This window comes from Panacagrimonas perspica, from assembly GCF_004364935.1.
In the GTDB taxonomy this organism is placed as follows: Bacteria; Pseudomonadota; Gammaproteobacteria; order Nevskiales; family Nevskiaceae; genus Panacagrimonas; species Panacagrimonas perspica.
On sequence record NZ_SOBT01000009.1, the window covers coordinates 801,726 to 822,200 of the forward strand.

General features: G+C 66.4%; 15 protein-coding genes. 7 read left to right on the forward strand and 8 right to left on the reverse strand.

Annotation, left to right across the window (positions count from 1 at the left end):
* Nucleotides 1–61: 61 nt before the first annotated feature.
* Nucleotides 62–910 carry a polyamine aminopropyltransferase gene (speE, locus tag DFR24_RS15165; RefSeq protein WP_133882229.1) on the reverse strand — a complete coding sequence of 283 codons (849 nt, stop codon included), beginning with the start codon at nt 908–910 and terminating at the stop codon, nt 62–64.
* 116 nt (nt 911–1,026) lie between these two features.
* On the opposite strand from speE, the gene speA reads away from it, so the two are divergent.
* The 7 genes from speA to DFR24_RS15200 all read left to right on the forward strand — a co-directional run bounded on the left by speA (nt 1,027) and on the right by DFR24_RS15200 (nt 10,269).
* Nucleotides 1,027–2,913 carry a biosynthetic arginine decarboxylase gene (gene speA, locus DFR24_RS15170; RefSeq protein ID WP_133882230.1) on the forward strand — a complete coding sequence of 629 codons (1,887 nt, stop codon included), beginning with the start codon at nt 1,027–1,029 and terminating at the stop codon, nt 2,911–2,913.
* 107 nt (nt 2,914–3,020) lie between these two features.
* Complete coding sequence (locus tag DFR24_RS15175; RefSeq protein ID WP_162851234.1) at nt 3,021–4,004, forward strand: lysylphosphatidylglycerol synthase transmembrane domain-containing protein; 984 nt, start codon at nt 3,021–3,023, stop codon at nt 4,002–4,004.
* Nucleotides 4,001–5,422, forward strand: coding sequence for a UbiA family prenyltransferase (locus tag DFR24_RS15180; RefSeq protein WP_133882232.1), 1,422 nt, complete (start codon nt 4,001–4,003; stop codon nt 5,420–5,422). The genes DFR24_RS15175 and DFR24_RS15180 overlap by 4 nt, the downstream gene beginning before the upstream one ends.
* Nucleotide 5,423: 1 nt before the next feature.
* Entirely contained in the window at nt 5,424–6,743 is a 1,320-nt protein-coding gene (locus DFR24_RS15185; protein WP_133882233.1) for an FAD-binding oxidoreductase, read from the forward strand.
* On the forward strand, nt 6,740–7,480 hold the full coding sequence (locus tag DFR24_RS15190; RefSeq protein WP_133882234.1) for an SDR family oxidoreductase: 741 nt from the start codon (nt 6,740–6,742) through the stop codon (nt 7,478–7,480). Before DFR24_RS15185 ends, DFR24_RS15190 begins: the two co-directional genes overlap by 4 nt.
* Nucleotides 7,481–7,547: 67 nt before the next feature.
* On the forward strand, nt 7,548–8,255 hold the full coding sequence (locus DFR24_RS15195) for a M24 family metallopeptidase (protein WP_133882235.1): 708 nt from the start codon (nt 7,548–7,550) through the stop codon (nt 8,253–8,255).
* A 118-nt stretch (nt 8,256–8,373) separates the two neighbouring features.
* Nucleotides 8,374–10,269 carry a choice-of-anchor I family protein gene (locus DFR24_RS15200; RefSeq protein WP_133882236.1) on the forward strand — a complete coding sequence of 632 codons (1,896 nt, stop codon included), beginning with the start codon at nt 8,374–8,376 and terminating at the stop codon, nt 10,267–10,269.
* Between the two features lie 99 nt (nt 10,270–10,368).
* Here the strand turns inward: DFR24_RS15200 and DFR24_RS15205 are convergent, their stop codons facing one another.
* From DFR24_RS15205 to glnA, 7 genes are all read right to left on the reverse strand, one after another.
* Nucleotides 10,369–11,271 carry a recombination-associated protein RdgC gene (locus DFR24_RS15205; protein ID WP_133882237.1) on the reverse strand — a complete coding sequence of 301 codons (903 nt, stop codon included), beginning with the start codon at nt 11,269–11,271 and terminating at the stop codon, nt 10,369–10,371.
* 302 nt (nt 11,272–11,573) lie between these two features.
* On the reverse strand, nt 11,574–13,742 hold the full coding sequence (locus tag DFR24_RS15210) for an acetyl-CoA hydrolase/transferase C-terminal domain-containing protein (protein ID WP_133882238.1): 2,169 nt from the start codon (nt 13,740–13,742) through the stop codon (nt 11,574–11,576).
* A gap of 105 nt (nt 13,743–13,847) precedes the next feature.
* Nucleotides 13,848–16,055: a TonB-dependent siderophore receptor gene (locus tag DFR24_RS15215; RefSeq protein WP_133882239.1), complete on the reverse strand. Its 2,208-nt coding sequence runs from the start codon at nt 16,053–16,055 to the stop codon at nt 13,848–13,850.
* A 201-nt stretch (nt 16,056–16,256) separates the two neighbouring features.
* Nucleotides 16,257–16,910, reverse strand: a complete 654-nt coding sequence (locus tag DFR24_RS15220) for a glutathione S-transferase family protein (RefSeq protein WP_133882240.1) — start codon at nt 16,908–16,910, stop codon at nt 16,257–16,259.
* An 89-nt stretch (nt 16,911–16,999) separates the two neighbouring features.
* On the reverse strand, nt 17,000–17,911 hold the full coding sequence (locus tag DFR24_RS15225) for an alpha/beta fold hydrolase (RefSeq protein ID WP_133882241.1): 912 nt from the start codon (nt 17,909–17,911) through the stop codon (nt 17,000–17,002).
* 71 nt (nt 17,912–17,982) lie between these two features.
* Nucleotides 17,983–18,729, reverse strand: coding sequence for an SDR family oxidoreductase (locus DFR24_RS15230; protein WP_133882242.1), 747 nt, complete (start codon nt 18,727–18,729; stop codon nt 17,983–17,985).
* A 182-nt stretch (nt 18,730–18,911) separates the two neighbouring features.
* The gene (gene glnA / locus DFR24_RS15235; protein WP_133882243.1) at nt 18,912–20,324 is read right to left on the reverse strand and encodes a type I glutamate--ammonia ligase; all 1,413 of its coding nucleotides are present in this window, start codon (nt 20,322–20,324) and stop codon (nt 18,912–18,914) included.
* Nucleotides 20,325–20,475 lie beyond the last annotated feature (151 nt).

Sequence of the window (20,475 nt, forward strand, 5' to 3'; positions counted from 1 at the left end):
TGACGCATTCCGCTCGCCGCCATCCGTTCTCGGTGGACGCAGCGGCTGCGCTGCCTCTGCTTTACTCCAGCGCTTCCTCGACATAGGTCGGCAGCGCAAACGCGCCCCGATGCGTACGCGGGTTGTAGAACTTCGTCTCCATTCCCCGCACCGTCCGGTCGTCGATCCGCTCGAGCAGCGGCGCATCGGACTTGGTCGCGATGGATCCGGACCACCATCCCGAGGGATAGATCGTCTGCGGAAAATGGAACAGGTGCGTGCGCGCAAACCCCGCCTGGCGCATCGCGGCGTGCATCTCCTTGATCAGCTCCAGATGCAGCAGCGGCGACTCCGACTGCTGGACGAGCATGCCGTCCGGCTTCAGCGCCTTGATGCAGTCGAGGTAGAAGCGCTTACCGAACAGGCCTTCGGCAGGACCGACCGGGTCCGTCGAATCGATGATGATCAGGTCGATCGAGCCGGGCTTGGCGTCCTTCATCCACTGGATGCCGTCGCCGAAGAACAGCGTGGCGCGCGGGTCGCTGTTGCGCGTGCACAGCTCGGGGAAATATTTCTCGGACAGGCGCGTCACGCGCTCGTCGATCTCGACCTGGGTGGCCGACTTCACCTCGGCATGCTTCAGCACTTCGCTGAGCGTGCCGCAGTCACCGCCGCCGACGATCACCACGTTCTGCGGATCGGGGTGAGAATTGAGCGCCACGTGCGACATCATCTCGTGATAGAGGAAATTGTCGCGCGTGGACACCATCGTGCAGCCGTCGATGGTCATCAGGTAGCCGAAGGTCTGCGTGTCCCAGATCTCGATCTTCTGGTACGGCGTCTGTTCCTCGTGCAGCTTGTGACCCTTGAGCGAGAACGCCGTGCCGGTGGCCTCGACCGCTTCCGAAAACCAGCTTTTGTCCAGCGTCATCTTCAAGCCCCTAAGATCGTCATAGGATGTCGGCGGGCAGCATCCTCGATGCCGTCCGCCTAAAATTGTGAGCCGCGAGTATAAGGCTCGCCCCTTCCGCATTCGGTGACGCCTTCGTGAAACCCTGGACTCCGGCGCAGGCTCGCGCCCTCTACAACATGCCCAACTGGGGAGAGGGCTACTTCGACGTCGGTGATTCCGGCAACGTCGTCGTGCGCCCGTTCCGCGAGCGCTCGAAAGCCTCCGTCGACCTGTACGAGCTGGCCCGCAGACTGCCCGGCGAAGGCCTCGAACTGCCGGTGCTGGTGCGCTTCACCGACATCCTGCGCGATCGCGTCGACGCGCTCGCCGACGCCTTCGCCACCGTCATCGGCGAATACGGCTATTCCGGCCGCTATACCGGCGTCTATCCGATCAAGGTCAACCAGCAGGGCAGCGTCGTCGAGGCGATCCTGGGCCACGGTGGCGACCGCGTGGGCATCGAGGCCGGATCCAAGCCGGAACTCGCCGCGGTGCTGGGGCTGGCGCGGCCCGGCAGCGTCATCGTCTGCAACGGCTACAAGGATCGCGCCTACATCCGTCGTGCGCTGATCGGCCAGAAGCTGGGGCACCGCGTCTACATCGTCGTCGAGAAGCTGTCCGAACTGCCGCTGGTGATCGAAGAGGCGAAAAAGCTGGAGGTGGCGCCGCTGATCGGCCTGCGCGTACGCCTGGCGAGCCATTCGGATTCCTCGCAGCAGAACACCGGCGGCGAGAAGTCGAAATTCGGCCTGGCGACGCCCCAGGTCCTGGAAGCGCTGGACATGATGCGCGCCGCAGGTCGCATCGACGCCGTGCGCATGGTGCATTTCCACCTGGGGTCGCAGGTGGCCAACGTGCAGGACGTCGCGCGCGGCATGCGCGAGGCCTCGCGTTTCTACGTGGAGCTGCGTCGCCTGGGCGCGCCGGTGGACGTGGTCGACGTCGGCGGCGGGCTGGGCGTGGACTACGAGGGCACGCGCTCGCGCAGCTACTGCTCGATGAACTATTCGGTGCGCGAGTACGCACGCAGCATCGTGCGCACGCTGCAGGAAGTCTGCGCCGAGTCCGGCGAACCCGAACCCAACCTGATCAGCGAATCCGGGCGTGCACTCACCGCGCATCACGCGGTGCTGATCGCCAACGTGGTCGACCAGGAGATCATCGGTGGCGGCGAACTGCTGCCGCCGCCGGGCGACGCGCCGCCCGTGCAGCACGAACTGCACGAACTGCTGCAGGAAGTCGTGGAACGCGGCCCGCTCGAGGCCTTGTTCGAGGCGCGCACCCTGCTCGGCGAAGCGCATGCCGAGTACAGCGAGGGCAAGCTGTCGCTGACGGCGCGGGCGTGGTCGGAACGTGCCTACTACGCGGTGGCACGCGCCGTGATCCCGCTACTCGATCCTGGCATCCGCGCGCACCGCGACGCGCTCGACGAGCTGCGCGAGAAGCTCAGCGCCAAGTACTTCTGCAACTTCTCCGTGTTCCAGTCGGTGCCGGATTCCTGGGCCATCGACCAGGTGTTCCCGATCGTGCCGATCCACCGGCTGACCGAGAAGCCGGACCAGCGCACGCGCCTGTGCGATCTGACCTGCGATTCCGACGGCCGCCTCGACGCGTACGTCGACCGCGAGGGCCTGACGCCGACCCTGGCGCTGCATGCGCTGCGCGAAGGCGAGCCCTACCTGCTGGGCATCTTCATGGTCGGCGCGTACCAGGAAATCCTGGGCGACATCCACAACCTGTTCGGCGACACCAACGCCGTCAACGTGGTGCTGGACCCCGCCTCGCCCGAGGGCTGGAAGCTCGAAGCGCACGAACACGGCGATCGCACCGACGAACTGCTGCGCTACGTGCACCTTGCGCCCGAGGCGCTGGCGCAGAGCTATCGCGACAAGCTCGACGCGATCGACCTGACACCGGAACAGCGGGCCGGGCTGCTGGCGGAACTCGAAGCGGGGCTGACCGGTTACACCTATCTGTCCTGATGTCCCCGGGCCGGGCGCGTCGGGGCGGGCAGCCGCCTCGATTGACCCGGCCCCCAAATGCGGTCAAATAGGCTTCGATGCGGCGCCCCGCCGCCACAGTCCGGTCGATGCCCATCCCCGAATCCCGCCTGCCGTCCGGCCGTAAACGACTGCTGGTGGCCGTTGCCGGCCTCGGCATGCTCGCCTACCTCGGAGCGGCGATCGCAACCGACCACGCCGCCCTGGAGCGGGCGCTGCTGCAGCTCGGCTGGTCCGGCGCCGCGCTGGTGCTGGGGCTGTCGCTGTTCAACTACGTCCTGCGCTTCCAGCGCTGGCACCTATATCTGCGCGAACTCGGGCACCGGATCGGCTGGACGCACCACCTGCTGGTGTATCTCGCCGGGTTCATGTTCACGGTCAGTCCGGCCAAGGCCGGCGAGGCGCTTCGCGGCGTTTATCTGCGCGAGCACGGCGTGCCCTACGCCGATACCTTCGCGGCCCTGTTCGTCGAGCGACTGCTCGACTTCATCGCCTATTCGCTGCTGGCAACCCTGATCGTGCTGGGACACGCGGACTACCGGCCTTTCCTGCTCGTGGCCTTCCTCGTCGCCTTCACGCTGCTCGGACTCTGCGGCCATCCGGCGATCCCGCCCTGGCTGGATCGCACGGCCACCGGCCGATCCTCGCCGTGGCTGTCCGGCCTGCTGCAGCTGGGCGCGCGCCTGCTGCGCTCCTCGCGCCGCCTGCTGCAGCCGCGCCTGCTGCTGCCGGGACTCGCGATCGGGCTGGTGTCCTGGGGCGCCGAGGGCATCGGCTTCCACCTGATCTGCCAGGGCCTGGCGCTCGACGTGCCGCCGATGACGGCGACCAGCATCTACGCCATCGCCGGTCTCGCCGGGGCGGCGGCGTTCTTCATGCCGGGCGGCATCGGCGGCATGGAACTGGTGATGGTCGCGCTGCTGACCACGCTGGGCGCGCCCGCGTCCGTCGCCATCGTCGCCACGCTGATCTGCCGCGTGGCGACCTTGTGGTTCGCCGTGGTCGTCGGCTTCATCGCGGCGGCGCTTCTCGAATTCCTGAGCTTGCGGCCCGCGCCGCGGTCCGCCCCATGACATCCGCCTCCCTTCCGCTCTGCGTCGATCTCGACGGCACCCTGACACCGGTCGACACGCTGCACGAAGGCCTGATCGCGCTCGCCAAATCCTCGCCGCTGTCGCTGTTCGCCCTCCCGGCGCAGATCAGCCGCGGCAAGGCCGCCTTCAAGGCCTTCGTGGCGGAACGCGCGCCGCTGGACGCCGAAGTCCTGCCGATCCGGCCGGATCTCCTCGAATGGCTGCACACGCAGAAGAACGCCGGCCGCCACCTGGTGCTGGTCACGGCCTCGGATCGCCGGACCGCCGAGGCGGTGGCTGAACGCGTGGGCCTGTTCGACGAGGTCATCGCAAGCGACGGCCAGCGCAATCTCGCAGGCCAGGCCAAGCGCGAGGTGCTGGTGCAGCGTTTCGGCGAGAAGGGTTTCGACTACGCCGGCAACGACGTCCCCGACCTGCAGGTCTGGCGTTCGGCCGCTCACGCCATCGTCGTCGGCGACGAGGCGCTGACGCGCAAGGCGGCGGAAGTCTGCGCCGTCGACCGCCGATTTCCGGCCTCGCAGCGGACCGCCCGCACCTGGATCCGGGCCCTGCGCCTGCACCAGTGGGTGAAGAACGCGCTGGTCTTCATGCCGGCGCTGCTGGCCCACCAGATCGGCGAGCCGGCCACGCTGATCCAGGCGCTGCTCGCCTTTCTCGCATTCGGCCTGTGCGCGTCCAGCGTCTACGTCTTCAACGATCTGCTGGACCTGCCGTCCGACCGCCGTCATGCGCGCAAGCGCAACCGTCCGTTCGCCGAAGGGCTGCTGCCGGCCAAGGACGGTGTCATCGCCGGCACGGGCTTGTTGCTGGGCTCCGCGGCCGTCGCGGCGACGGTCGGCCCCTGGTTCTGCCTGGCGCTGGCCGCGTACTACCTTCTCACCTGGGCCTACTCGCTGCGCCTCAAGCGCGTGGCCCTGATCGACGTGATGATGCTGGCGGGCCTGTACACGATGCGGATCATCGCGGGCAGCGCCGCGACGCTGATCTGGCCTTCGTTCTGGCTGCTCGGATTCTCGGTGTTCATGTTCCTGAGCCTGGGCATCGCCAAGCGCTTCGCGGAACTCGACGACGCGAAGCAAGCCGGGGCGCAGCTGTCGCACGGCCGCGGCTACGGCGCAAACGATCTCCCTTTGCTGCAGAGCCTGGGCACGTCGGCCGGCTACTGTTCCATCGTCGTGCTGGCGCTGTACATCAACAGTGCCGCGTCGGGCGCGCTGTACACCCACGCCAAGGCGCTGTGGCTGCTCCCGCCGGTCATGCTGTTCTGGATCTCGCGCGTCTGGCTGGTGACCTCGCGCGGACAGATGCACGACGATCCGATCGTGTTCGCGCTGCGCGATCGCGTCAGCCTGGTCCTGGCTGTGCTGATGGCCTTCGGCGTGCTGATCGCCATCTGACATGCCCGGCGCCGGCAGCTCCTGGGGACGTTGGCCGCGACACCGGCATCGCACGATCGCGCTCACGAACCGCTACCAACGGCTGGTTCTCGACGAACCCGGAACGCTGCTTCCGTACGGAAACGGCCGCAGCTACGGAGACTCCTGCCAGAACGACGGCGGCTTCCTGCTCACGACTCGCGGGCTCGATCGCTACGTGGCATTCGATGTCGACAACGGCGTCATCGAATGCGAAGCCGGAATGCTGCTCGAGGACGTCATCGAGTTCGCGTTGCCTCGCGGCTGGTTCCTGCCCGTCACGCCCGGCACCTGCTTCGTCACCCTGGGCGGCGCCATCGCCAACGACGTGCACGGCAAGAACCATCACCGCCTCGGGACGTTCGGCCACCATGTGCTGGGCTTCGAGCTGTTGCGTTCGGATGGGTCCGAGCGCTGGTGCACCCCGTCTGAAAATGCGGACTGGTTCGCCGCCACCATCGGCGGCCTCGGCTTGACCGGACTGATCCGCCGCCTGCGTCTGCAGCTGCGACGCGTGCCGGGGCCGTTTCTGCGTGGCCAGAGCCTGCGATTCGGCAACCTGTCCGGGTTCTTCGAGCTGTCGCGCGATTCCGATGCGGACTACGAGTACACCGTGTCCTGGCTCGATTGCACCGCCAAGGGCCGGCAACGCGGACGCGGCGTGTTCATGCGCGCCAATCACGCCGTCGCAGAAGGAACGACACCGGGCTCCGGCCAGTGGCGCGTCCCGTTCACTTCGCCGTTGCCGCTGGTCAATCGCCTGTCGCTGCGCCTGTTCAACACGCTGTACTACCACCGGCCGGCGGCACGCCGGGCGGACGCCGTCTGGCACTACCGCCCGTTCTTCTATCCTCTCGACGGCGTGCTGGAGTGGAACCGGATCTATGGGCCTCGCGGCTTCTATCAGTACCAGTGCGTGATCCCGCCGGCCACGGCCCCGGAAAGCCTGGAGGAGATGCTCGAGACGATCGCCGTCTCGGGATCGGGTTCGTTCCTCGGAGTGCTCAAGATGTTCGGTGAGCAGGCCTCGCCCGGCCTGCTGTCGTTCGCGCGTTCGGGGACGACGCTCGCACTGGATTTTCCGAACGGGGGAGCTCCCACGTTGCAGCTTCTCGAATCACTCGACGCGATCACGCGCAAGGCCGGAGGCGCGGTCTATCCGGCGAAGGATGCGCGCATGTCCGCCACCTCGTTCCAGCAATACTTCCCGCGCTGGAAGGAGTTCCTGCGCTTCATCGATCCGCGATTTTCCTCGTCGTTCTGGCGGCGCGTATCGCAGGATCCGCAGGGAGAAGCATCTTGAGAAAAGTGCTCATCGTGGGCGCGACATCGGCGATCGCCGAATCCGTCGCCCGTGAATTCGCCCGGCGCGAAGACCGGCTGTTCCTGGTCGGGCGCAGGCCACAGGCGCTTGCCGCCATCGCCGACGACCTGAAACTGCGCGGCGCACCGATGGTGCAGTTCCGGGTGCAGGACGCCAACGATATTTCCGCGCACGCCGAGCTGATCGAGTCGGCCAGTGTCGCGATGGGCGGCCTGGATACGGTTCTGATCGCACACGGGACGCTGCCCGATCAGGCTGCGTGTGCCGCATCGGTGGAACGCACGCTCGCCGAATACCAGACCAATGCCTTGAGCCAGATCTCGCTGTGCACGCTCATCGCGAACCGTTTCGAGTCTCAAGGCAACGGAACCCTGGCCGTCATTTCCTCGGTGGCCGGCGATCGCGGACGGCAGTCGAATTACGTCTATGGCTCCGCCAAAGCGGCCGTCACCGCGTTCACCAGCGGACTGCGCCAGCGCCTGCACGGCAAGGGCGTTCACGTGATCACGATCAAGCCCGGTTTCGTCGACACCCCGATGACCGCAGCGTTCGACAAGCGCGGACCGCTGTGGGCGTCCGCCGATTCGGTGGCCAAGACCATCGTCCGCGGCATGATCGCGGGAAAGCCGGTGATCTACGCGCCTTGGTTCTGGTGGGGAATCATGCAGATCATCCGGAATATTCCCGAACGCATCTTTCGCGGTCTCAAGCTGTAGCGCAGACCTGACGGCGGCGCCGTCCGCGGGGTCGATTTCCTCTCGCGTTCATGGCACAAGATCGCGCATGACGGAGAAACGAAATCCCTTGTCGGCCGAATCGGATCGCGCCATCGCCCTGGCCGATGCTCAACGCAAGGCGACGAAGCTGTTCGACCGGATCGCGGCCGACCTGATCCGGCCCGGCGTGTCGGAGTCGCAGCTCACGCGCGAGATCGCCGATCTCGGACGGCGCGAGTTCGGCATCGAGACCAACTGGCACAAGCGCCTCGTGCGCGCCGGGACCAACACGCTGGCGATCTACAACGAGAATCCTCCGGAGCGCGTTCTCGGAGACGACGACATCGTCTTCATCGATCTGGGGCCGGTGTTCGCCGAATGGGAGGCCGATGTCGGCCGCACCTATGTCATCGGCAACGATCCGCACAAGCTGCGGCTGCGCGACGATGCGGAGCGCGCCTTCGCGGCCGGCAAGCAGTATTTCAAGGACCACCCGGAGATCACCGGAAGCCAGCTTTTCGCGTTCATCAAATCGCTGGCGGAAAAGACGGGATGGGAATTCGCCGGCATCATCGCGGCCCATCTGGTCAGCGAGTTCCCGCACAAGTCGCTGGCCGAGAACATGACGACGGGCTACGCGAACGAGGCGCACCACGAACCGATGCGCGGCCTCGACTCGCTGGGTCGCGAACGCCACTGGATCCTCGAGATCCATTTCGTCGACCGCGCACGCGGGATCGGCGCGTTCTTCGAAGAGCTGCTCACCGTCGATTGACGACGTGCTGACACCGCCCCGCTTCACCGCTTCGCCACGAAAGCTTCACGCGACCGCCATCCCCGCTCCCTAGGTTCCCGGGCTTCCATTTGTTGGGCTTCAAGGGGAGTACGGGGACATGTTTCGACAGTGGCTGCTGGTGCTGGTGTGCAGCATGACGGTGATGGTGACGGCGGGTTGCTCGGGCAACGACGGCGACGACGGTGCAGCGGGTCCGGCAGGCGAGCCCGGACCGACGGGTGCCGCCGGCCCCGCGGGACCTGCAGGCCCGGCCGGATCCAACGGCTCCAACGGCGCTGCCGGACCCGCGGGTCCTGCTGGACCTGCAGGCCCTGCGGGCCCCGTCGGACCTGTCGGACCCACCAGCCCGGTCGGCCCTGCCGGTCCCGCAGGGCCTGCCGGTCCCACCGGGCCGAGTGGATCCAGCGGCCCCAGTGGCCCTGCCGGCCCTGCGGGACCTGCAGGGCCGACCGGCAGTGGTGATGTGCTGCTCGATCTGAACGTGCTCGGCACCTACGAAGCGAATGCCTTCAATGCCGGCGCTGCCGAGATCGTGGCGTACGACGGTCCGCGTCAGCGCCTGTTCGTCGTCAACGCCAGCGCCGTCACCGTCGACGTGCTCAACGTCGCCAACCCGGCTGCGCCGGTACTGGTGGGCACCATCGACGCCAGCGCCGAGGGCGCGAGCGCCAACAGCGTCGCGGTCTCCAACGGCATCGTCGCGGTGGCGATCGAGGCGAGCCCGAAGACCGATCCGGGTTCGGTGGTCTTCTACAACGCCGCGACGCTGGCCAAGCTCGGCGAGGTCGCAGTGGGCGCGCTGCCCGACATGCTCACGTTCACGCCGAACGGTTTGCGCGTGCTGGTCGCCAACGAAGGCGAACCCAACGCCAACTACAGCATCGATCCCGAAGGCTCGATCAGCATCATCACGGTCAACGGCGGTACGGCGCCCACCGTGGTGACCGCCGGCTTCACGGCGTTCAACGCTCAGGCGGCCGCGCTGCGTGCGCGCGGCGTGCGCATCTACGGGCCGAACGCCAGCGTCGCGCAGGACTTCGAGCCGGAGTACATCGCGATCTCGCCGGATGGCTTCACGGCGTTCGCGACGCTGCAGGAGAACAACGCGTTCGCGAAGATCGACCTGGCGAGCAACACCGTCACCGAGATCCTGCCGCTCGGCTACAAGGATCACCGCATCCTCGGCAACGAACTCGACCCGAGCGATCAGGACGGCGGCCCGCGGCTGGCGAACTGGCCGGTGTTCGGCATGTACCAGCCGGACACGATCGCGTCGTATCTGTTCAACGGACGCACCTACTACGTGACCGCCAACGAAGGCGACGCGCGCGAGTACGACAACTTCGTGGAAACACAGCGCATTGGTGCCAACGGCTTCGTGCTGGATCCCACGGCGTTCCCGAACGCGGCGGCGCTGAAAGTGAACACGGCGCTGGGCCGGCTGAACGCAACGCGATCGCTCGGCGACACCGATGGAGACAACGATTTCGATCAGATCTACGTGCTCGGCGCCCGTTCGTTCTCGATCTGGGCCGACGACGGCACGCAGGCCTACGACAGCGGCTCCGACTTCGAGCGCATCACGGCGCTGCGCTACGGCACCAGCTTCAACAACAACAATTCGGCGAGCGCCGGCGATTCGCGCAGCGACGACAAGGGCCCGGAACCCGAAGCGCTCGCGCTGGCGCAGTTCGCCGGCCGCACCTTCGCGTTCATCGGCCTCGAGCGCATGGGCGGCGTGATGGTCTACGACATCAGCAACCCGCGCGCCGCGCGCTTCGTGCAGTACATCAATCGCCGCGAGATGTCGGTGACGATCGGGAATCTGGTCAACGCCAACGCTGGCGCGGCGGGCGACCTGGGACCGGAGAGCATCGTCGTGATCCCGGCGGCGCAGAGCCCGGTTCCGGGAGTACCGCTGCTTGCCGTCGGCAACGAGATCAGCGGAACCACCACGCTGTACCGGATCGACGTCATTCCGCTCAACCCCTGACGCAGGTCCAACCTGCCTGCGGGCGGAGGGTCGCAGCCGTAGGGCTGCGACCCTCTTCTTTTTTTGTGGCCTCGCCAGCGGACGCGGATCAACCGTCGCTCAGTCTTTCTTCTGTCCGCCGAGCGCTTCCATCAGCCCGCCCATGAGTTCGGTCAGCTCACCGGTCATCAGCGTGAAGTCGGCGTCGAAACGTTCCTCGGCATTTCCCTGCGGTTCGTTCTCGGCGCGATCCTGTTCGATCATCTCGAAGCGCACGCGGCGCACGATGCCCGGATCGGCGAGCACGAAGCGGATGCGATCGTTCCAGGTCATGCCGAGCTTGGTCACCGACTTGCCGTCCTTGACGTGGCGGCGCACGTCGTCGCCCTCGAGCCCGTGCTTGGCGAAGCGCACGGCCGCCGGATCGTCGCCGCCGCTCTTCATCTCGCAGTCCTGATCGAGCGAGAACTTGCCCGGCGCATCGCCCTTGGCCAGCCACGCGGTCATGCAGGTCATCGGCGACTGCGCGGTGTCGAGCGGATAGAACGGGCACTCGCCGAGCGTGTCGCGCAGCAGGGTCAGCACTTCGTCGCCGCGCTTCTGGCTCGATGCATCGACGATCAGCCAGCCGGCTTCCGGATTGATCCAGACGCGCGTCGCGCGACGTTTCGCGAACGCCTTGGGCAGCAGCTCGGACAGGATCTGCTCGCGCAATTCGCGCATCTGCTTCTTGCCCGGCTTGAAGCCCATGCGCGCCTCGATCTGCGCCGCCTTGGCCTTGGCCGCGTCCTTGACCACCGACGAGGGCAGCAGCTTGGTCTCGGTGCCGAGCGAGAACAGCAGTTGCCGCCCCTGACCGTAGACGAGCTGGTCGTCGTCGCGCGGCGAGACCCAGCCCTGCGTCTGCGCGGTCAGCCCGGTGCAAGGCTGAAGCGTGCGCTCGGAGAGCTTCTTCTCGAACGCGCCGGGCGACATGCCCCAGGCGCCGTCGAGTCGGTACGGCAGCAGGTTGCGAAACCACATGGTCGGAGCGGGAAGAAAAACGGGCGGGGATGATAGCCGCGTCGTCGTCAGCCCGTGGTCGTCCCGTCACGCCCGTAGCCCGGACGAAGTCCGGGATGGCCACTCCGGCGTAGATTCCTGGCAGGGGCCGAAAGCGTTCAACGCAGAGGCGCAGAGGACGCAAAGGAAGCGGGTCCATACACGAGGAGCCGCCACGCGCTGAAGATCGCGTGGCTTTGCGTCCTCTGCGCCTCTGCGTTGAATCGTTGGGCGGCGAACAGCGCGCATCACGTCCGTCGACGAAAACCCGGACTGCGTCCGGGCTACGGTCTGCCCAGTGCTTCGACCAGCAAGGCGCGCGCGACCTTGGCCTCCATGCCCTCGGGCTTCTCGAGTCCCAGGCGCTGCAGATCGGGCAGCAACTCCGCCGGCGCAGCCGGCGCCATCAGCGCCTTGATCGCGAGCTTCCATTTCGGCGTCGAGGACGCGCGCGCCTTGACGCCCTTCAGCGCCTTGGCGAGCCGCAGCTCCTGCTCCGTGAAGTCGGTACCGAACGGGAATGCCGGCAGATGTCCCGCCTTCGTCGGACCGCGCAGGCGATCGGCCAGCGCCTCGGGCGTGTTGCCACGAAACGCATCCGGAATGCGATAACCCGCTTCGATGCGACCGGCGGCCTGCAGCTTCGCGAGCAGCGCGGACTGGAATCGCGAATCGGCGATGTTGAGCAGCCGCTTGGCGACTTCACTGTCGGTCTGTGCGCGCAGATCGGCGATGCCGTACTCGGTGATCAGCACGTCGCGCAGGTGCCGCGGAATCGTGCAGTGGCCGTACTCGGTGACCAGATTGCTCGTCGACGTGCCGCCGTCGTCCGGCGTGCGCACCGCACGCACCATCAGGATCGAGCGGCCGGTCGGAAGCTGGTGCGCCTGCGCGACGAAGTTGTACTGGCCGCCGACACCGGACACGACACGACCGTCGGCGAGGCCGTCGGACACCACCGCGCCGTTGAGCGTGGCCATCATCCCGGTATTGATGAAGCGCGCATGGATGCGCTGCTCGCGGTACAGGCGCGGATTCAGATCGAGCTGGTTGACCTTGTCGACGCCGGTCATGCAGATCAGATCGCGTTGTTCCTGCGTCATCGAGCGCAGGCCTTCGTAGAAATCGCGCGGCCCGAGGAAGAATCCGCCGTGCAGGATCACGCCGCCACGCAGGCGCTCGCCGAGCGCCGCCTCGCCCATGAGCTTGCGCGCATCCGGATCGGCCACGTTCGCCACGACCTGGCGGCCATCCGCAAGCAGCAGGCGGCCGTTGTCGTAACGCACGTCGTCGCGAAAGAAACCATGCCGCTGGAGCACCGCGAAATCCTGTCCGCGGAACAGCCGCACGCCCAGTCGCACGAAGCCATCGAGCACGTCGGGTGCGAGCTTCGCGGGATCGCAGACGCCTTCGTTGACGAGCTGCTGCAGCGCCCAGAAGTCGTACACGCGCCGCTTGAGGATCCCGCCCTGCATCAGGTGCCAGAAGCCGTCGACGAACATCTCGGTAGCGCCGTACAGACCGGTCTCGAACGGTGCCGTGCCGCCCACCGCATCGATCATCGCGCCGTGCCGCTGCGTGGCGCCCAGCGCATCGAGCGCCGCGCGGTAGTCGGCGTTGTGGTCCTGGCGCATGCGCAGCGCGTGCACGATCGCATCGCCCAGGCTGCCGATGCCGATCTGCAGCGTTCCGCCGTCGCGGATCAGGCTCGAGGCGTACAGGCCGATTGCGTAATCCGGCGCAACGACCGGTGTCTTGGGCGTGGAGAACAGTGCGGAGTGCGCGCGCGCATCGTCGACGATGAAGTCGAAGGTTTCCGGCGTCACCTCCGCGTCGAGCGCCATGTACGGTAGGCTCGAATTCACGGCGCCGACGACGGCGACCTTGCGTTCGCCCCGCGCCTGCGCGCTACGCAGCAGTCCGATGAGTTCCGGCCCCGTGTCGGGATTGCAGCTCAGGCTGTAGCGCATGCCGGCATCGGTATCGCTCTTGGCGACGGCCTGCATCACGACGTTGCAGCCCTGCGCGAACACGTCGCGTGCGGCGAAGGTGTAGTTCGTGCTGATGTAGTCGCGCTGGGCGTCGACGTTCGACAGCCGGCTGCCCGGGCGGAAGAAGAATTCCTTCACGCGCACGTTCGACGGCAATCGCCGGGCGCTCACGTCCTTCGCGTACTCCAGGTCGGGAACCCCGGCGAACACGCGATCGAGGAAAGGCTGCATGAACGCGGCTTCGAGCTTCGATCCGGGGATCGGCTTTTCCAGCGACAGCGCGGTGAGCAACGTGAGCGTGATCGAAGGGTCGGCCTTGGCGCGCGCGTACAGCGCGTTGACCAGTTCGGCCGGCTTGCCCAGGCCCAGCGCCAGGCCCACGTGCAGATCGCGGCCGACGGCCGCGAGAATCGCATCGACGCAGGACTCGACGTCATCGAACAATCGGAGAGCTTCGGACATCGGGAGCCCGGTCGGTGAAGAGGCTGCCAGTTTGCCTGCCTCGCCGATCAAAGCGCACGCCGTTTCGTCTGGTCGACGCGCCCCGATCGTTCGCGGCGGAAACGCTCAGAAGCTCACGCGCAACGAGACCGACCCGTTGGCCGGCGGGCCGTAATAGGTGTTGTCGAATTCGTCGAGCACGTAGTACTTGTCGTCGAGCAGATTGTTGCCGTTGAGCTGGAGTGCGATATCGGGCGTGAACTGCCAGCGCGCCAGCAGTTTCACCAGGGTGACGGCGCCCTGTCGCAGCGTCGCGCCGCCACCCGGTGCACCCACCTGCGTGCTGCTCTCGGACTGCCAATCGACACCGCCGCCCACGGTCAGGCGCTTGAGTGCGCCGGGCGGCGTCCACGTGGTGTAGAGGCGCACCAGCGTGCGCGGCACGAAGGTTCGTATCGCATCGTCGTCGGCGTCGTCGATCAGGTAGCGCGTCCAGCCGAGCGACGCATTCCAGCCATCGCGCAGTTCGCCGGCAAACTCGAACTCGAAGCCGCGCGACACCGTGCCATCGATCGGCCGCGAAACATCCGAGCCGTCCGGCAGCTTGATGGTTGCACCGTCCTCGTCGAGGACTGCCGCCGCCACGTTGTCCTGCTGCGTGCGGAACAGCGTCAGCGCGCTGTTGAGCCTGCCGCCGAAGTGCTCGCCCTTGATGCCGACCTCGTAGCTGCGGCCGTCGATCGGGTCGAGGTACTGGCCGCTTTCGTTCTTGTTGTTCTGCGGCTTGAATATCTCGGTGTAGCTGGTGAACAACGAGTAGTCCGTACTGATGTCGTAGATCAGGCCCGCGTACGGAATGGTCTTCTCGTAGTCGTAGCGGCTGTCGGCCGGCGTGTCGTACAGGTAGTACGAATCGATCTTCCACGTCGCGTGGCGCACGCCGGCGATCAGCTTCAGCGATTCGGCGAGACGGATGCGGGTTGCGACATAAATGCCGCTCTGCTTCGTGTCGATGTCGCTGAGCCGGCTGCCGGCGTCGAAGGTGGGCTCCGGGTACGAGCCGTCCCAGTCGAACAGGTTGACCGGATCGGTCAGATCGTCGGGCTCGAAGGCCACGCTGTTGTTGGCGGTGCGCGAGCCGTTGTAGCCCACGACCAGTTCGTGCTGCTGACCGAACAGCGCGAACGGCCCGCTCGCGTAGACGTCGAGCGCACGCTGGATGATCTTCGCGCGATCGCTGTACGCATACGCGCCGTAACCGGCATCCGCATCGCTCGTGTCGATGATGCCGGTCTCGGGATCGGGGTAGCCGTACACGTAGAAGAGCCGGTTGTGCTCCTGGTTGCGACGCCAGCTCAACGTCGAGCGCAGCGCCCAGTCGCCGTCGAACTGATAGCGCAGCTCGCTGAAGGCGGTTTCGAAACGGCGGTTCCAGAACGCCCAGTCGGTGGACGTCGTTACCGAGCGCGACCAGTTGGCCTGGCTGCCGTCGGAGAAGAACAGCGGGAACGAACCCCAGGTGTTGCTCTGCGGCGTGTTCTCCTGGTTGTCGTAGCCCACCGACAGCCGCGCGCGCGACGTCAGGTCGGCGTCGACGACACCGTAGAACAGCCATTTTTCGGAGCGATACAGGTCCTGGTACGACTCGCGGTACTGGTAGGCGCCGACCACGCGCGCACGCACGCTGCCGTCCGCCGTGAGCGGTGTCGAGATGTCGGCGTCGACGCGACGGTCATCCCACGAGCCCTGCGTGAATTCGAATTGCATGGCGCGCGTGCGGCTGTCGGCATGCTTGCGAACCAGATTGACCGATGCCGCCGGGCTGCCGGCGCCGGTGGTCAGGCCGGTCGCACCGCGCACGATCTCGATCCGCTCGTACAGCGCCGTGTCGAGCGCATCCTCGATCGAATCGGTGCTGAAGTTGGTTGCCACCGGCACGCCGTCGTACAGCAGGTTGTCGACGACGAAACCGCGCGACGTGAACAGCACGCGCTCGGTGTCGTACTGGTAGGAGTAGACGCCCGGCGTCTGGTCGAGCACGTCGCGCAGCGACTGCAGGTTCTGATCGTCGAGGCGCTGTCGCGTCATGACGGTCACCGACTGCGGCGTCTCGCGCAGGCTCAGGCCCAGCCTGGTGGCCGCGGCGCTGTCCTCGACGGTGTACGACTCCTCGTTGCCGGTGACGACGATGGTATCGACGTCGGTCGTCGCGTCCGATGTCGCCGCCGTCGTGGCGACCGGCGCCGGATCGTCCGCGGCTCCGCTCAGGTTCGGCAGGAAGGCCAGCGTGCAGATGGCCGCCGCTAGGCAAGCCGCTTTCTTTTCGATGCGCATGTGTTCCCCGGTAACGAATGGGACGCTGGCGATGCGCAGAACACGCGGTAGCTTGCAGTCGGCCTCGGGATTTTACAGATGCGGCGGGCGCACACAATTCTCATGCATGCCTGGCGAGCCCGGATTCGGCGTTCCGGTCCGAACGCCCATAAAAAAACCCCGCGCCTTCCGGTGCGGGGTTCTTTCGAGCGGAGCTGTTGATCAGCCCTTCATCTTCACCTGCTCCGAGGCCGGGTGCAGGCTGGCCTTGGCGCTGGGGCGCGAGTCGACGCGCTTGAACCAGGCCTGGATGTTCTTGAACTCCGGGTCGATCGGCTGGCCGACGCCGGCGGCGAAATCGAGGCAGCAATACAGCACGAGGTCCGCAAGGCGGATCTGGTTGCCGCAGATGAAGTCGCGGTCGCCGATCAGGTTGTCGAGCCACTTCAGGTTGCGCTTGCCGCCAGCCTTGAGGCCCGGCGCGGCCTCCGGGATCACGTGCAGGCGATCCTTGAACAGGTCGAAGCCTTCGGCGTAACGGAAGCCGTTGTAGATGAACTCGGTGATGTTGAGCTCGACGCGGCGCTGCCACATGCGCGAGATCGCCTTCTCTTCGGCGTTGCTGCCGACCAGCGTCGTCTTGCCCGGGTTGATCTCGTCGAGGTACTCGCAGATCGCGACCGTCTCGGCGATCACGGTGCCGTTGTCGAGTTCCAGCGACGGCAACTGGCCGGCGGGATTCTTGGTGGTGTACGGCGGCTTGCGGTTCTCGGCGCCGAGCAGGTCGTGCTCCTGCATCGGGACGTCGATGCCCTTCTCGAGCAGGAACATGCGCACCATGCGCGGATTGGGGCCAAACGAATTCAGCAGTTTCATCAAGGATTCTCCTCGTACGACGGTGGGCTTGTTCTGTCCGTGCGCGGAGCCGGCATCGCGACGGGATATGGATATTCCCGCGAAGGCCTTCAGGCCGCCATAAGGAATTGCCCTAGTTCGGACACGAACCGCCGGGGCTGTTCGAACGGAATCGCGTGGCCGCAGTTCTCGAACTTCACGACGCGTGCGTGCGGCACCAGAGACTGGATCGCGAGCTGGCCGGCGGCCGGATACATCGTGGACTGCATGCCCACCAGGGCCGTCATCGGCACCTCGATGGAGGGCAGCGTGGCGCGCCAGTCGTAGTCGTCGTTCAAATAGGAACGCAGGCAATCCATGTAGATCGGCCAGTTGGCGACCGGCGCCACGCGGCGGATCAGGAACTCGTGGCGCGCGAATCCGACGAGGCGGCGCCAGTGCGGCTGATGGAAGGAATGGCCGTAGAACGTGGCCAGGCTGTGCCAGAGCTCGCGCCGCAGCGACCGCGGCACGCGGTGGTAGGGCTGCCCTCGATACACCTCGAGGCGGTCCATCAGGCTCGCCATGTCGGCGAAGCCCTTGGTCTGGGCATCGCCAAGCAGTCCGTGCGGCCATTCGGGCGTGTTGATCACGCGGGGCGACTGGTCGATGTGCAGGTAGGCGCGGACGCGATCGAACCCGTAGAGGCGGTGGTACTGCATCGACGTGCAGGCACCCATCGACAGGCCGCCGAGATGCACATCGCGCAGATCCAGCGCGTCGAACAGGTCGGCGACGTCGTCCGCGTGCTGCGTCAGCAACGTGGGTTGCGACAACTTCAGGCGGTGGGAGCCTCCGAAGCCCCGCAGATCCGGCAGCACGAATCGATGGCGATGCAGCAGCGGCGCCACGAACGGCAACCACAACGCCGCCGGCATCGCGAAGCCGTGCAGCATCACGCAGGTCTTGCCGCCGTTGCGGCTGCGCCGTCCCACATCGTAGTAGTGCAGGCGCTCACCATCGCGCATCGTGGCGTACGGCATCGACGTTCTCCCTGTTTTTTGCAGTGCCGCAGCGTGGCGGGTATCGCGATTGTTGCAAGCCGCGCGCGGGCCTATCCGCGATGCACCGCGACGGGACCGAATCCCTGGCAGACCGGCGTCAACGACAGCGTGTTGACGTTGACGTGCGCGGGCCGCGACGCCACCCAGTGAACGGTGTCCGCCACATCCTCGGGCGTGAGCGCCTGCGCGTTTTCGTAGACCTTTGCGGCGCGTGAATCGTCGCCGCCGAAACGCACGTTCGAGAACTCGGTGCCGCCGGCCAGTCCCGGCTCGACATTGGTCACGCGCACCGGCGTGTTGTAGAGATCCGCACGCAGGTTCAACGAGAACTGGCGTACGAACGCCTTGGTGGCGCCGTACACGTTGGCGCCCGGATAGGGCCATTCGCCGGCCGTGGACCCGATGTTGATGACATGGCCCCGGCCGCGTTCGACCATGCCTGGCAGGATGGCGCGCGTCAGCGTCAGCAGGCCCTTGATGTTGGTGTCGACCATCTGCTCCCACTCATCGAGCGATGCCCGATGGGCGGGCTCCAGGCCCAGCGCCAGGCCGGCGTTGTTCACCAGCACGTCGATGGCCGCGAACTCGCGCGGCAGGCCGGCAACGGCCGCTTCGGCCGCCGCGCGGTCGCGCACGTCCAGGACCATGCAATGCGTGGGCACGGCGAGATCCGACGCGAGCCGATCGAGCCGGTCACCGCGACGGCCGCAGAGGACCAGGTGCGCTCCGTCGCGTGCGAAGCGGCGGGCAATGGCCTCGCCGAAACCCGCGCTGGCGCCGCTGACGAATACGATCACGTCCACTCCTTGGTTCGTTCGATTCCGGCGACAAGCCTAAGCGCTGGGCCGCAGGCCGGCCATCCGGACCACCTCCGGCACGGGCCGGCCTGTCACAGCATTGAAGAACCGGCGGCGACGCGCCAAAACGAAAACGCCCCGGAAATCCGGGGCGTTTTCTTGAAGCTTCTGCGGTGTCCGACTTACATCGAGTAGTACATCTCGAACTCGATCGGATGCGTGGTCATGCGGAAGCGCGTGACCTCCTGCATCTTGAGTTCGATGTAGGCGTCGATCAGGTCGTCGGTGAACACGCCACCCTTGGTCAGGAACGCACGGCCCTTGTCGAGCGCTTCGAGCGCCATGTCCAGGCTGTGGCAGACGCGCGGGATCTTCGCATCCTCTTCCGGCGGAAGATGGTAGAGATCCTTGTCCGACGGATCGCCGGGGTGGATCTTGTTCTGGATGCCGTCGAGGCCGGCCATCATCATCGCGGCGAACGCGAAGTACGGGTTGGCCGTGCTGTCCGGGAAGCGCACTTCGATGCGGCGGCCCTTGGGGTTGGACACGTACGGGATGCGGATCGACGCCGAGCGGTTACGCGCGGAGTAGGCCAGCATGACCGGCGCTTCGAAGCCCGGCACCAGGCGCTTGTAGCTGTTGGTGCCCGGGTTGGTGAACGCGTTCAGCACCTTGGCGTGCTTGAGGATGCCGCCGATGTAGTACAGGGCGGTCTCCGACAGGCCGCCGTAGCCGTCGCCGCTGAACAGGTTCTTGCCGTTGAGCGAGAGCGACTGGTGGACGTGCATGCCGCTGCCGTTGTCGCCGACGATCGGCTTGGGCATGAACGTGGCGGTCTTGCCGAACTGGTGGGCGATGTTCTGCACCACGTACTTGAGCTTGAGGACGTCGTCGGCCTTCTGGATCAGCGTGCCGAACTTGACGCCGATCTCGCACTGGCCGGCGGTGGCGACTTCGTGGTGATGGACTTCGACTTCCATGCCGACCGCTTCGAGCGTCTCGCACATGGCCGAGCGGATGTCCTGCAGCGAGTCGACCGGCGGGACCGGGAAGTAGCCGCCCTTCACGCCCGGACGATGGCCGGTGTTGCCGCCGTCGTAGACCTTGCCCGAGTTCCAGGCCGCGTTCTCGGCGTCGATCTCGACCATGCAGCCCTTCATGCCGGAGTCCCAGCGCACGGAGTCGAACACGAAGAATTCGTTTTCCGGGCCGAAGAAGGCCGTGTCGGCGATGCCGGTGGACTTCAGGTAGGCCTCGGCGCGCTTGGCCAGCGAACGCGGATCGCGCGAGTAGCCCTGCATGGACGAGGGCTCGATGACGTCGCAGCTGATGACCAGCGTCGGCTCTTCGAAGAACGGGTCCATGAACGCGGTGCCGGCGTCGGGCATCAGGATCATGTCGGACTCGTTGATGCCCTTCCAGCCGGCGATCGAGGAGCCATCGAACATCTTGCCGTCGACGAACAGCGCTTCGTCGACCGTCTTGGCCGGCACGGTGACGTGCTGTTCCTTGCCGCGGGTATCGCAGAAGCGGAAGTCAACAAACTTCACGCTCTTGTCAGTGATGGTCTTGAGTACGTCTTTGCCCGAAGCCATGAGGTCTCCTGGAGGGGGTCTTTGTGTAGGTCGATTGGGGGTGCCGACGGGGTAACCCAGCTCCCCCGGCGGTGCGCCGTCTTAACGCAGAATCCGTGCCACGCTGGCTCGCGGCGGGGCGTAGCCTAGCCCATTCCTGCTCCATTCGGGT

Bases quoted from the DNA above. Each gene is read 5' to 3' on its own strand.
- DFR24_RS15215 (WP_133882239.1), bottom strand. From the start codon at position 16,055: ATGCGCATCGAAAAGAAAGCGGCTTGCCTAGCGGCGGCCATCTGCACG.
- DFR24_RS15185 (WP_133882233.1), top strand. From the start codon at position 5,424: ATGCCCGGCGCCGGCAGCTCCTGGGGACGTTGGCCGCGACACCGGCAT.
- DFR24_RS15195 (WP_133882235.1), top strand. From the start codon at position 7,548: ATGACGGAGAAACGAAATCCCTTGTCGGCCGAATCGGATCGCGCCATC.
- DFR24_RS15210 (WP_133882238.1), bottom strand. From the start codon at position 13,742: ATGTCCGAAGCTCTCCGATTGTTCGATGACGTCGAGTCCTGCGTCGAT.
- DFR24_RS15205 (WP_133882237.1), bottom strand. From the start codon at position 11,271: ATGTGGTTTCGCAACCTGCTGCCGTACCGACTCGACGGCGCCTGGGGC.
- DFR24_RS15225 (WP_133882241.1), bottom strand. From the start codon at position 17,911: ATGCCGTACGCCACGATGCGCGATGGTGAGCGCCTGCACTACTACGAT.
- speE (WP_133882229.1), bottom strand. From the start codon at position 910: ATGACGCTGGACAAAAGCTGGTTTTCGGAAGCGGTCGAGGCCACCGGC.
- DFR24_RS15200 (WP_133882236.1), top strand. From the start codon at position 8,374: ATGTTTCGACAGTGGCTGCTGGTGCTGGTGTGCAGCATGACGGTGATG.
- DFR24_RS15220 (WP_133882240.1), bottom strand. From the start codon at position 16,910: ATGAAACTGCTGAATTCGTTTGGCCCCAATCCGCGCATGGTGCGCATG.
- glnA (WP_133882243.1), bottom strand. From the start codon at position 20,324: ATGGCTTCGGGCAAAGACGTACTCAAGACCATCACTGACAAGAGCGTG.
- DFR24_RS15180 (WP_133882232.1), top strand. From the start codon at position 4,001: ATGACATCCGCCTCCCTTCCGCTCTGCGTCGATCTCGACGGCACCCTG.
- DFR24_RS15175 (WP_162851234.1), top strand. From the start codon at position 3,021: ATGCCCATCCCCGAATCCCGCCTGCCGTCCGGCCGTAAACGACTGCTG.